The 13,062-nt window shown below is 50.9% G+C and carries 8 protein-coding genes and 1 tRNA gene; 5 read left to right on the plus strand and 4 right to left on the minus strand.

Annotation, left to right across the window (positions count from 1 at the left end):
- Nucleotides 1-7: 7 nt before the first annotated feature.
- From BN102_RS04265 to BN102_RS04280, 4 genes are all read left to right on the plus strand, one after another.
- Complete coding sequence (locus BN102_RS04265) at nt 8-1,351, plus strand: glucose-6-phosphate isomerase (RefSeq protein ID WP_019207851.1); 1,344 nt, start codon at nt 8-10, stop codon at nt 1,349-1,351.
- A 150-nt stretch (nt 1,352-1,501) separates the two neighbouring features.
- A complete protein-coding gene (locus tag BN102_RS04270) occupies nt 1,502-2,248 on the plus strand; it encodes an inorganic diphosphatase (protein ID WP_019207852.1) in 747 nt (248 codons plus the stop codon).
- 74 nt (nt 2,249-2,322) lie between these two features.
- On the plus strand, nt 2,323-3,114 hold the full coding sequence (gene nagB, locus BN102_RS04275; RefSeq protein WP_019207853.1) for a glucosamine-6-phosphate deaminase: 792 nt from the start codon (nt 2,323-2,325) through the stop codon (nt 3,112-3,114).
- 11 nt (nt 3,115-3,125) lie between these two features.
- Entirely contained in the window at nt 3,126-5,114 is a 1,989-nt protein-coding gene (locus tag BN102_RS04280; RefSeq protein WP_019207854.1) for a glucosamine-6-phosphate deaminase, read from the plus strand.
- 129 nt (nt 5,115-5,243) lie between these two features.
- Here BN102_RS04280 and BN102_RS04285 read toward each other — a convergent pair whose 3' ends face one another.
- Nucleotides 5,244-6,227: a bile acid:sodium symporter family protein gene (locus BN102_RS04285; RefSeq protein ID WP_019207855.1), complete on the minus strand. Its 984-nt coding sequence runs from the start codon at nt 6,225-6,227 to the stop codon at nt 5,244-5,246.
- A gap of 103 nt (nt 6,228-6,330) precedes the next feature.
- Between BN102_RS04285 and BN102_RS04290 the strand changes: the two genes are divergently transcribed.
- The gene (locus BN102_RS04290; protein ID WP_019207856.1) at nt 6,331-8,400 is read left to right on the plus strand and encodes a TonB-dependent receptor plug domain-containing protein; all 2,070 of its coding nucleotides are present in this window, start codon (nt 6,331-6,333) and stop codon (nt 8,398-8,400) included.
- Nucleotides 8,401-8,870: 470 nt separating this feature from the next.
- On the opposite strand, the gene BN102_RS04295 is transcribed toward BN102_RS04290, so the two are convergent.
- The 3 genes from BN102_RS04295 to BN102_RS04305 form a co-directional block, all read right to left on the minus strand.
- A complete protein-coding gene (locus BN102_RS04295; RefSeq protein WP_019207858.1) occupies nt 8,871-11,117 on the minus strand; it encodes a GH92 family glycosyl hydrolase in 2,247 nt (748 codons plus the stop codon).
- 3 nt (nt 11,118-11,120) lie between these two features.
- Nucleotides 11,121-12,755, minus strand: coding sequence for a sialidase family protein (locus tag BN102_RS04300; RefSeq protein ID WP_083867196.1), 1,635 nt, complete (start codon nt 12,753-12,755; stop codon nt 11,121-11,123).
- Between the two features lie 89 nt (nt 12,756-12,844).
- Nucleotides 12,845-12,916, minus strand: a tRNA-Arg gene (locus BN102_RS04305).
- Nucleotides 12,917-13,062 lie beyond the last annotated feature (146 nt).

Genomic DNA, 13,062 nt, shown 5'->3' on the forward strand with positions numbered 1-13,062 from the left:
AAGAACGATGAAAAATATTAGTTTGAACATCGACAAAGTGGCAGGCTTCGTCTCGGAAGAGACTCTTGCAGCCTATGCACCGCAGGTAAAAGCCTGCATGGAAACATTGGAAAACGGCACGGGAAAGGGAAACGATTTCTTAGGTTGGTTACATTTACCCACTTCAACGACACCAGCCCTTTTGGCCGATATAAAAGCCACAGCGGACGTCCTCCGCGAAAACTGTGACGTGGTGGTGGTCGCAGGGATCGGCGGAAGCTACTTGGGTGCCCGCGCAGTAATCGAAGCCTTATCCGATAGTTTTGAAGGATTAAAGACAAAGAGGAAGTCGCCGGCCATCGTCTATGCCGGACATCATTTGGGTGAAGACTATTTGTGCGAGCTGACGGCCTTCCTGAAAGACAAGAAATTCGGCGTCGTCAATATCTCTAAGTCGGGCACCACGACGGAGACTGCCCTCTCGTTCCGTTTATTGAAGAAACAATGCGAGGAGCAGCGCGGCAAGGAGATGGCCAGAAAAGTAATCGTGGCCATTACCGACGCCCGAAAAGGCGCCGCTCGCTTGACAGCGGACAAAGAAGGTTACAAGACATTTATCATTCCGGATAACGTAGGTGGGCGCTTCTCGGTGCTGACACCGGTCGGCTTGCTACCCATCGCTGCGGCCGGGTTCGACATCGCACAACTGATCGAAGGCGCGCGGGCGATGGAAAAAATCTGTGGCTCCACCACCCCTTTCGAGGCAAATCCTGCCGCCGTCTATGCCGCAACCCGCAACGCCCTCTACAAGAATGGGAAGAAAATCGAAATCCTTGCCAATTTCCATCCGAAGCTGCACTACATTAGCGAATGGTGGAAGCAGCTGTACGGCGAATCTGAAGGGAAAGAGCATAAAGGCATCTTCCCCGCCTCGGTCGATCTGACCACGGATCTGCACTCCATGGGGCAATGGATCCAAGAAGGTGAACGTAGCATCTACGAAACCGTCGTCTCCGTCGAAGAGCCGAATCACGAGTTGATCGTCCCCGCCGATGCGGAAAACCTCGATGGGCTGAATTACCTGGCAGGAAAACGCGTCGATCAAGTCAATAAAATGGCCGAATTAGGCACTCAATTGGCTCATGTGGATGGCGGTGTGCCCAATCTCCGCCTGTCCGTTCCGCAACTGAACGAATATTATTTAGGGCAAATCATCTACTTCTTCGAGAAAGCGTGCGGCATCAGCGGTTACCTCTTGGGGGTTAACCCGTTCGATCAGCCGGGTGTCGAAGCCTATAAGAAGAATATGTTCGCCCTCCTGAACAAGCCGGGTTACGAAGCCGAATCGAAAGCCATTCAGGCTAAATTGTAATCCGTTTCTTCGTGAAAAACCATTGTATGCCTCCTTTCCCGACTCTCTTCGTCGGGGGAATGTATCGCTTTGTACGACGGAAGAAAAGTACTTTTCCACAGAATGTTTTAGCGACGATAAAGAGCATTCATACTTTCATCGAATCTTTCAATGTATAGAGATGCATTCAAAAACTACCTGCAAACACACGGTTACGCTTCGTTCGACCTGAAGGCCGTGTTGTTCGATATGGACGGCGTATTGTTCGATTCCATGCCTGCCCATGCGGAATCGTGGCATACGGTGATGAAACGGCACGGGCTCCGCCTCGACAGGGAAGAAGCCTATCTGCACGAGGGAAGAACCGGCGCAGGGACAATCCACATTGTCAGTCGCCGGGAACGAGGCAGGGATGCGACCCCGGAGGAGATCGAGGCGATATATGCCGATAAAGTGGCGGAATTCAACAAACATCCCCAGCCGGAACGGATGCCTGGCGCCTGGGAAGTGTTGAATCAAATCAAAACCGACGGACTGAAAATCATCTTAGTCACCGGCTCAGGACAGAAATCGCTGTTGGAACGGCTCAACCGGAGTTTCCCCCATATCTTTCTCAAAGAACTGATGGTGACCGCCTTCGATGTTACGGAGGGAAAGCCAAGTCCGGAACCGTATCTGACAGGGTTGAAAAAAGGGAGACTGCAGCCGAACGAAGGCATCGTGGTAGAAAATGCACCGCTGGGCGTGCAGGCAGCCTCTTCCGCTGGAATATTCACCCTCGCAGTCAATACAGGGCCGCTCCCCGACCGGGTATTGTGGGATTCGGGTGCAAATGTCCTCTTCCGTTCAATGGTCGAACTCAGCGAGCAGTGGAAAACGTTTCGCGATGAACTTACGACAAACCATAAAGTATATTAAAATGACGGCGGCATTCATTCCTTTTAAGTAACTTTGGAACGTTTTAATAAAACGAAATATAAATATTAAACACTATGAGAGTAATTATAGAACCCGATTATGAGAAACTTTCTCAATGGGCTGCCAATTACGTGGCCGGCAGAATTAACGCCGCCGGGCCGACGGCAGAGAAGCCCTTCGTTTTGGGTTGTCCTACAGGGTCGTCGCCCTTAGGCACGTATAAGGCGTTGATCGCCCTGCACAAAGCCGGCAAAGTCTCTTTCAAGCACGTCATCACATTCAATATGGACGAATACGTCGGACTTCCGGAAGATCATCCCGAGAGCTACCACTCATTCATGTGGAAGAATTTCTTCGCTCACATCGACATCCACAAGGAACATATCCATATACTGAATGGGAATGCAAACGACTTGGAAGCGGAATGCGCCGACTACGAGAAAGCCATCGAAGCCTGTGGAGGTATCGACCTGTTCATGGGCGGCATCGGACCCGACGGGCACATTGCATTCAACGAGCCGGGTTCGTCCTTATCGTCGCGCACTCGTATCAAAACATTGACGAAGGATACCGTCATCGCTAACGCGCGCTTCTTCGAAAACGACGTCGATAAGGTTCCCAAGACAGCCTTGACGGTCGGTGTCGGCACGGTGCTCTCCGCCAAAGAGGTACTGATTGTCTGCAATGGACACAACAAGGCCCGCGCCTTACAGCATGCCGTGGAAGAAGGCATTACCCAGATGTGGACCATCAGTGCGCTGCAACTCCACCCACACGCCATCATCGTTTGCGACGAAGCAGCCACCGACGAGCTGAAAGTAGGCACCTACCGTTACTTCAAAGATATAGAAAAGAACAACCTATAAAAACAATCGATATGAGAACAGATTTAAGTTCACAAATTTCACTCAATAGAGTATCTCCCAAATATTACAAACCGGAAAATGCGGTAGAGCGTTCCGTCCTTACCCGTTACGAAAAGATCCCTACGTATATCTACGAAACGATAGAAGAGGGTGTCAAAGCGATAGCCACGGAAGTAATCAACAAGATACAGGAACGCCAACGCGACGGTAAGTTCTGTGTGATTGCCGCCGGCACCGGCTCGTCGCTTCGTCCGCTCTATGCGGAATTGGTTCGCCGCCACCGCAACGAGAGCGTGAGTTTCCGCAATGTCGTCATATTCAATCTGTACGAATACTATCCGTTGCCTTCGAAAGATTCGAGGAGCAGTTACCAGCAACTTTGCGAGCTTTTCCTCGATCAGGTGGACATCGACAAGCACAATATCTTTACCATCGATGGCATGATCCCGCAAGAATCGGTCATCGACTACTGCCGGCTGTACGAACAGCGTATTCAGACGTTCGGGGGGCTCGACATCGTCCTGATGGGTATCGGACGCGAAGGTAACATCGGTATGAACGAACCTGGCTCCACCCTGAGCTCGAACACGCGTTTAATCCTGATCGACGCCACGTCGAGGACGGAAGCATCGAATAATTTGGGTATCGACAACCTACCTCCCTGCTCCATTACGATGGGCGTCTCCACCATCATGTCAGCCCGGAAAGCATATCTGTTGGCATGGGGTGAAACCAAAGCGGATATTATTCGCAAGGCCGTGGAGGAGAAAGACAGCGATTCTCTGCCAGCTTCCTATCTGCAGGTACACAACAATGCGAGCGTGTATATCGACCTCCCTGCGGCAGCTCACCTGACGAGGATCCAGCGCCCGTGGCTGGTCACCAACTGCGAATGGAACGACAAGTTGATCCGCAGCGCTATCGTTTGGCTTTGTCAACTGATCGACAAACCAATTTTAAAACTCACGAACAAGGATTACAACGAGAACGGTCTGAGCGAATTGCTCGCCCTCTACGGTTCAGCCTATAACGTAAACATCAAAATATTCAACGACTTGCAACACACCATCACCGGATGGCCAGGCGGCAAGCCGAATGCCGACGATACCTATCGGCCGGAGCGCGCCAAACCGTTCCCCAAACGCGTGATCGTATTCTCTCCCCATCCGGACGACGACGTCATTTCCATGGGCGGAACACTTCGCCGCCTCGTGCAACAAGGACATGAGGTGCATGTGGCCTACGAGACCTCCGGAAACATTGCCGTAGGCGACGAAGAGGTCGTGCGTTTCTTGCACTTCATCAACGGTTTTAATCAGTTGTTCGACGGAGATTCCAACGAAACCATCAAGAAAATGTATAAAAACATCCGCAAGTTCATAGCGGAGAAAAAAGAAACGACTCTCGACACCCGCGACATATTGACGATCAAAGGCCTGATCCGTCGCGGAGAAGCGCGTACAGCATGCACATACAACCAGATTCCGCTCCATCGGGTTCATTTCCTCGACCTGCCCTTCTATGAAACAGGAAAGATTGTCAAAAACCCCATCGGCAAAACCGACATCGAGATCGTCTTGAAGTTGATACGAACAGTCAAGCCTCATCAGATATTTGTCGCGGGCGATTTGGCCGACCCGCACGGCACGCATAAGGTATGTACCGACGCTGTCTTGGCGGCAATCGACGTCGAAAAAGAGAACAAAGCCGAATGGCTGAAAGACTGTCGGATATGGATGTATCGCGGTGCCTGGGCGGAATGGGAAATCGAAAACATCGAGATGGCGGTGCCCTTGAGCCCGGAGGAACTTCGCGCCAAACGAAACTCTATCCTCAAGCATCAGTCGCAAATGGAAAGCGCGCCTTTTCTGGGCAACGACGAACGTTTGTTCTGGCAACGCAGCGAAGACCGCAACCGCGGCACGGCCAACCTATACGACAAATTAGGACTTGCCTGCTACGAAGCGATGGAAGCTTTCGTAGAATACATTCCGCTGTAAGCAGAAGATGATATAATCCGAGTGGCTGCGTCGAAACGTTCGTTTTTAGCGCAGCTACTTGGATTTCCCCCCTCTTCAGGCACTTTGGCAACAGCTCCTCTTCAAATCACAAATATAAAGCGAAATGCATCAACTGTTCATCGTTACGGAACCCGCTTTCCTCTTCTCTTTTCTCCGCTTATCCCACAGCTCGATGCTGTTGACAATGTTCTGCCAGAGGATATAACATCCCGGTCCGACGGACGATAAGGGATGCAGGTAAGTATATGCGATCCAAATGGCAAAAGCAGTATTCTTCTGTCCCAAGGCCTGTCCTGCATCGATGGCAGCGCCGTACTTGGAACCTATCGCCCTGCCGCAAACGAATTGGATGATGCACAGAACCAGTCCGGCAGAGGCGAGCAAGAGCAAGAAAGACAACGCGGCATCGGCATGGAAGATATGCTTGACGGTGGTCCCCGTTACAATGGCCAGCGAACAGGCCCATAAATAAAACGACAGATCTTTCACACTGATTATCAGTCGATGGAAACGATGCGCATAATGCTTCACGAAATAAGCCAACGCCATCGGGGCGACCAAAACGACGCATACCTTGTATAAAATGAGGACGAACGAGCGAAAGAAGCCCATGCTCCAATCGGAATTTATCAACGGAAAGCAAATCGGTACCGATATCGCCGTCAGGAAATTCGAGATGAAGGTATACGTAGTCATCGACGTCAGATTCCCACCCAATTTTTCCGTCACCACGGCGGCTGCGGCGGCGCACGGCCCAATCACGCAGGTAAGAACGCTCTCCACCAAGACCAAATTGTCCCCACTCAACTCGCACCACAGGATCGTACCGACCAGTGCTGCGGAAAGTACTACCTGAAATGTCCCTATTCCAAGATGCCATCGTTCGGGGCGCATCTGTGCAAAATCCACCTTACAGAAAGTGACGAACAGAATGAGGAACATGAACCACGGAAAGATAAAATCGAATATGGAATCGAAATATCTTGCCAATCCGTCCAGAGAAGGTATATACGCAAACGGCAGGTAAAGAACGGTCCCCGCAAGCATCGCCAGGGGAAGCGCCCAATCTTTCAAAAAGCGGATAAGCGTCATAAACGAAATGCTTTTTCGTCGACAAAAATACTCAAATTCAAGAAATATAACTACTTTTGAGACCGTTTTGCGCCACGAACGAGCGCTTTTAACCGATAAAAATATGTACAATTCAAATTCAATGGAACGTAGTCCTCTTCTGTTCAAGCATTTTTCTCGCAAGGGACATGCATTGTTCGCCTGTTTGGGTAAAGAGGTCAAGATCTGCGTACTGGCTGCTTGCACGTTGACTTATGCGAACGTCGACTGTATCAGTGCGCAAATCATGAAGGTCGATACGACCCAAACCTCTGCGCAAAGGGAACTTACGTTAGAAGAGGTGGTAGTGACCGCCTCTCGTGCGCCGATAAGCGTCAGCCGGTCGGCCAGAATGGTAACTGTACTCGATCGCAACGATATCGCCGCTGCGCCTGTACAAAGTGTAAACGATCTGCTGAAATACGCCGTCGGGGTGGATGTCAGACAGCGAGGAGCCATCGGGGCTCAAACCGACATCAGTATCCGAGGTGGAACAAACGAACAGATCACCGTCCTGTTGAACGGTATCAACATCTGCGATCCGCAAACGGGACATAACACCTTCGAACTTCCCGTCGACCTCTGCGAAATAGAACGCATTGAAATTCTTGAAGGACCGGCTGGACGCGTATACGGCACTTCCTCGTTAGTCGGTGCCATCAACATCGTCACCCGATTAGTCGATCGCAGCAGCGTCGACGTTCATATCCGAAGTGGTTCGTACGGTTATTTCTCAGCCGGCGGAAGAGCGAGTGCCGTTTCAGACAACTGGAACCATCAGCTTTCGGGGAGTTATGCGCGAAGCGACGGATACACCCGCTCGGCCGCCGGTCATCTCAACTCAGACTACAAAGGAGGTCGCGCTTTCTATCAGGGGCGGTACCGCGACGAGCAGGTCGGCGTGCGATGGCATGCAGGCTTCAGCGCCAAGCATTTCGGAGCGAATACCTTCTATAGTCCCAAATTCGATGATCAGTTCGAACATGTAGCCAAAATTTTCACCGCCGTTCAGGCGGAAACGAAAGGTAGCCTCCACTTTCGCCCTTCGATTTATTGGAACCGATATTACGATCGTTTCGAATTGATTCGCGGCAGCGAGGAACAGGTCCAATTCAACTACAATCGCACGGACGTCTTCGGCCTGAACCTAAACAGTTATTTCGATTGGGCAGGCGGCCGAACAGCCTTTGGCGGAGAATTTCGCAACGAGGATATCCTCAGCGCCAACCTGGGCGAGCCACTGAACACTCCCCGCCGTATCCACGGCACCAATCGCGATTACACGCGAGGAATCAACCGGAGCCATTTAAGCGTAAACTTGGAACACAACTTCATTTGGAATCGCTTCACGCTCTCCGCCGGCGTCATCGTTCTGAAAAATACATGGAACGGAATGAACTTCCGATTTTACCCGGGAGTGGACGCCAGCTACCGCCTTAGCGGAAACCTGAGCGCATATGCCTCGTACAACACCTCGTTGCGAATGCCTTCGTTCACCGAACTGTATTACTCGCTGAAAGGATACAAGCCCAACAAATACCTTCAACCCGAAGAGCTGAGCGCATGGGAAGGCGGCCTCCGTTATCTCGTTTCCGGTATCGAAGCCAAGGCAAGCGTTTATCGCCACTACGGGAAGAACAAGATCGACTGGATCAAGGACACGTCAGAAGGTGCGAATGCCGAATGGCGATCCGTCAACCATACGAAAGTCCGCGCGTTAGGTGCGGAGGTAAGCGCACATCTCCGTTTTCGGGAGTTATTGCCGGAACAGCGTCTGTTGACCGGCTTGCGACTGGCTTACGCCTATATCCATCAGGACAAGATGTTGGAGGAGCATCTGCAGTCGTACTATGCGCTGGAATATTTGCAGCATCAATTCGTAAGCGAACTGAAATTGCACTTGGCCGGTCGGTTGAACTTAGGCGTCTCCTACCGTTACCAAGATCGCATCGGCAGTTACACAGACGTGCAGGGAGCTTCGCATCGCCTGTCGCCGTACTCCTTGGTCGATGCGCGCCTGTCGTGGGATGCCTCTCGCTACACGCTGCATGTGGAAGGCAACAATCTATTCGATAAAACTTATTACGATTACGGAGATGTTCCACAGCCCGGCATCTGGATCATGGCCGGCGGGAGCATTCATCTCAATTTCTAACCGGTCGCTTCGAGCGACTGATCGCAGGCATTCAGGATTACGAGAAAATACGTATCCTGCGCGACGAATTTACCAAGAGAGGAAACAAATCGGCCTTGCGAAAAATAGAAAATGCGCTGAAACCGATGGACGAACTGAAACTGAACGTCGTACCGGCTTCGACCGACGTCGACAGGGTAAAGAAAGTATTGAACCAGTTCTAATCCATCGTCGATGAGGCGCAGGGCGGCATAGCCTCCCTGCGCCTCATTATCGATAACAGCGCCACCTTTCAGCGAAAACTCAGTATCTTTCGCGAAAAAGATTAGGATCTTTTGAAAGAAAGATTAGTGTCTTTTGACTGAAAGATTAGTATCTTTTTGAAGAGAGCTCAGGTCGTCGCCCGCATATCGTCACCAAGCCGTTCTTTATCCATCCCTGCGGCGTGAGAACGGTACCGTTGACAATTTGAGTAACCTGCCTGGCGCCACTCATTTCTTTAACGTTGAGGTGGTAACGAATACGATTTCTCCCGCATTGATCAACTCGTCGTGATCAATACGCAAATCGGTTGTCTTGCGCTTTCCCAGACGGATTTCCTTGATGTAGTCGCCGTCGCCGTCCTTGCGAATGACCAACTGTTCCTTATTCGCATACTTGGGATCGAGCTTGATGGTAATCTCGTCGAACGTCGGAGTTGTCAGCGTATACTTAGCTACTCCGGGACAATCCGGATAAAAGCCCATCATGCTGAACACGGCCCAAGCCGACATGGTTCCGGTATCGTCGTTGCCCGGTATGCCGTCGGGACGATCGGTAAAATATTTCTGCAAGAGCTCCTTGATCAGTTTCTGCGTCCTCCAACCTTCGCCGGCAAACTGACTGAACAGATAAGGATAAGCGATGTCCGGCTCGTTGGCAGGATCGTAATAACCTTTGTCGAATACCTGCTGCAATTCGGCGATGAAACGGTTCGTTCCCATCAATTGCGCCAGGCCTTTGATATCGAACGGCACATAGAACGTATAATTCCACGCATTCCCCTCATGGAAACCCGGACTCGGGGCGAAATTCGCCCCTTCTTTCGGATCGAAGGGTTCGTAGAACTTCCCGTCTTCCGTAATCGGGCAGAGAGTGCCGACATCCTTCCGATAATAATGCTTGTATCCCCTCGACCGCTTTCGGAACAGCTTCTCGTCTTCTTTCTTTTTCAGTTTCTTGGCAAAGTCGGCCAAGGCATTGTCTGCCACATAATATTCCAGCGCACGGGAAACCGAATTGTCGTACCGGCTTCGCAGGGGAATATAGCCCTTCGAGATGTAGTCATCGATGTCGGGACGTAAGAGGTTATCCTTCCCCGGTGTCGTAGCCGACTTATACATACCTTTGTAGGCCCGATCGACGTCGAAGCTCCTCAAGCCCTTCATCCACGTGTCGACGATGACCGGGATGGCCGGGTCACCCTCCATCGTATTGGTCTCTCTTCCGTACAATTCCCACTTGGGAAACCATCCCTGCTCTTTATACATGTCTACCATCGTGTGAACCATATCCAACTGCCGATCAGGAAAGAGAATGGTCATCAGTTGATGCACGTTCCGATACGTATCCCACAGCGAAAACACGGTGTACCGATTCCGATGGGTCGTCAATATCTTGTCTCCTTCCATCTGTGGGTATTGTCCGCTCACATCCTGCAGGATGTTGGGATGCAGCAAGGTATGATACAAGGCCGTATAAAAGATTCGTTTCTGTTCTTCCGTACCTCCTTTGATCCGTATCCGGGCGAGGTCGTCATTCCAACGCTTTCTGGCCTCGGCACGCAGTTTATCAAACGTGGTTCCGAAAGGCTGTTCCTTTTCCAGGTTCAGCCGTGCATTATCGGTACTGACAAAAGAAACGCCCATACTTACCTCTATCGTCTCTCCTTCCTGCATATCGAAAGTAAAAAATGCGCCTATGTCGTCACCGCTCAATTCTTTGGTGTATTTCCTGTACAACTTATATCGCCCGGCCGTATTGTCCCACTGAGCTTCCGCCCCCATCGGACGCATCTTCTTCCAGTATCCTCTTTCCGCGGGGACTTTGGTCAGTCGCATGACGAAATAAACAGGAAATACGGCCTCCGGATTGTAACAAAACGTTCCCAACAGTTTAGTCCCCTCTATTTCCCTGTCGTTCACGAAATGGACACTCGCTCCGCTCTCGTTGGTCAATCCCTCTCCCAGATTCAGCAGGATATGCCCCTTCCCTTTCGGAAAGATAAAGCGAACCATGCTTGTCCGAAGCGTAGCCGTAAGCTCGCACTTGACCCGATATTTCGTCAGCGTGGCGGTATAGTACCCGGGCGTCGATTGCTCCTCACCGTAGGTACTACCGTAATGACGATAATCCACATCCAAGCCACCTGTGGTCGCCATCAGCAGCAAAGATCCCAAATCCGGACAGCCGACACCGCTCAAATTCACATGCGAGAAACCCGTCAGGAATCGATTAGTATATTCGTAAGGCGTAGACCACCAACGGGAATCCTTATCGTATTTGTTCTGCAAGGAATCTCCCATGACATTGAAGGGGGCGACAGACATCAGCCCCTGAGGACAGACCGCTCCGGGATGTGTCGCTCCGTAGTTGGTCGTTCCGATAAAAGGATTCACATAATCGACCGGATCCTTTTGTGCGAATGCCGTCAGCAAAGAGAGGGCGAAAAGCCCCCCTGACAATATCGAATATTTCATCTTCTAATTTTTCTTTATAATGTCTTTTAACTTGATAGCCTGAAAAACGATATGCGCCACGCTGCTTTCGTACAGAATGCCAACTGTCTCGCGATCGATCATGGTCAAACAGCTGTATCCCCATCCCGGCTCGGCATCCAACAGCAGCTGATTCTCCGTCGGCCAAGTCTCGCCGCCGTCTAAACTCGCCTTGATCGTCATATTCTTTCTCACCGTCGTATCATTCGGATTAGAGAACAGCAAGATATCTTCATTCAACACATTATCGGCAGCTTTCACACGTAGCAGGCTCGCCATGCAAACCGGTTCCGGCAGTGCTTTTCTGGAAGAGGCATGCACCTTCCATGTCTTTCCCATATCTGCAGTCAGGGCGACAGCCCGACTGCCTCCTCGATTATCGCGCATATTCAGCATCAATGTCCCCGGAGCGATCTCAGCGACTTGAGCCTCGGTCGTATTCGTACGGGCCGGTGCGCTGATATGCCAACTTTTCCCATGATCTTTACTATAGATGATGCACGCATGAGGCACCCGTTCCGAATCGATGAATTGGGCGGCGAAGACCAGAGTACCGTCCTCCATGGTAATTCCTCTACCCGGCCCCTGCAACAAGAAATACCAGGACGGATCCTTTACCTGCGCGGTTACGTTGATCGGTTCCGACCATGTCAGCCCGTCGTCTTCGCTCTTTACCATCATCAACTGGCCGGTACGTCTCGCATCCATTCCCTGTTGCGAATTGAACCAGGCCCGTCGATTCCCCATGCCGTGGGTCCATACCGCGACGATCCAGATCGTTCCCGTACGCTGATCGACCAAAATAGCGGGATCTCCCACCCCGTTCTGCGCTTTCGGCAATCCTCCGTACTCGCCGAAGCTCATCGGGATGCGCATTTTTTCCCAAGTCCGACCGCCGTCCACGCTCCGGCTGAGCCCTATTTCTATATATTCCTGCAAATCCGCGCTGCTGTCGTGCCGAACATCATAGACTCCCAACAGCGTACCTCTATTGCTCGTAACGATGCCCGGAATACGGAAAGCGGCGACGCCCTCGTCGCCGGCATGCCGAACGCCGACTCCCAAATAATGGAAATCGACCTCATGGCATATTCGCAAGGGAGCAACTTCATGATCGATCTTCACTTCTTTCACGGAAGCCGAAACTTTCGATAAGATCGATGCCGACGGCTTCATCTGTAAACTCACCCAGAAGTAATTCACTCCGGGATACAAGGCTTGATCGGCATGCAGCGTCACCTTGCGGGAGGGATGCCGGATCAATTCTGTCAATACCGAATAAGCAGGATGGGCTGTCAACGTCTTTCCTTCCGCAAACGCAGGGACGTAAGCCGTCGGTGCAAACAGGAATGAGCCGTTCCGTTCCGCGCCCTCCGTCCCGCCGTAATACAGTTTCACCGCCTCGATCTGGGATAGATCGACATCCCTTCCGAACTCTATCGAGAGCTCGTTCAATACGCTGCCGTGTACGGCGTTCAAACGGATTCGGAACAATTCGTTATCCTGCCTCTCGATCAAGACGGGTATCTCGGTCTCCTGCACAGCAACGGTGTCCGACTGTGCTTTCATCGATAGAGGAATACCGAGCAGAAATAAAACAACTGTCATTCTTATCTTCATGGCAATCAATTTATGTGATGCATGGCGTAAATTTAGCATATTCCATAAGAAAATGCTAATTATTTATTAGATAATTAGCATTTCGATTGTACACCCGAAGGGAATCGAACCCTTATCGTCGGAACCGGAATCCGATATTCTATCCATTGAACTACGGGTGCCTGATTTTCCGGGCAAAAGTACGAAATATATTTCCTACTACCTAATATTTCCTCGATTTTTCGAAACCACATGATATTTTGATAAGTTTTTCGGAAAACAACTTGCAAAATGTTTTATTTCTCACTCATTTGGCATACATTATTAT

The sequence above is a fragment of the Phocaeicola abscessus CCUG 55929 genome (assembly GCF_000312445.1).
Taxonomy (GTDB): Bacteria; Bacteroidota; Bacteroidia; order Bacteroidales; family Bacteroidaceae; genus Phocaeicola; species Phocaeicola abscessus.

Excerpts from the sequence above, each read along its gene's own strand:
- BN102_RS04295 (WP_019207858.1), bottom strand. The coding sequence starts at position 11,117 with ATGAAATATTCGATATTGTCAGGGGGGCTTTTCGCCCTCTCTTTGCTG.
- BN102_RS04290 (WP_019207856.1), top strand. The coding sequence starts at position 6,331 with ATGTACAATTCAAATTCAATGGAACGTAGTCCTCTTCTGTTCAAGCAT.
- BN102_RS04300 (WP_083867196.1), bottom strand. The coding sequence starts at position 12,755 with ATGAAGATAAGAATGACAGTTGTTTTATTTCTGCTCGGTATTCCTCTA.
- BN102_RS04265 (WP_019207851.1), top strand. The coding sequence starts at position 8 with ATGAAAAATATTAGTTTGAACATCGACAAAGTGGCAGGCTTCGTCTCG.
- BN102_RS04285 (WP_019207855.1), bottom strand. The coding sequence starts at position 6,227 with ATGACGCTTATCCGCTTTTTGAAAGATTGGGCGCTTCCCCTGGCGATG.
- BN102_RS04270 (WP_019207852.1), top strand. The coding sequence starts at position 1,502 with ATGTATAGAGATGCATTCAAAAACTACCTGCAAACACACGGTTACGCT.
- BN102_RS04280 (WP_019207854.1), top strand. The coding sequence starts at position 3,126 with ATGAGAACAGATTTAAGTTCACAAATTTCACTCAATAGAGTATCTCCC.
- nagB (WP_019207853.1), top strand. The coding sequence starts at position 2,323 with ATGAGAGTAATTATAGAACCCGATTATGAGAAACTTTCTCAATGGGCT.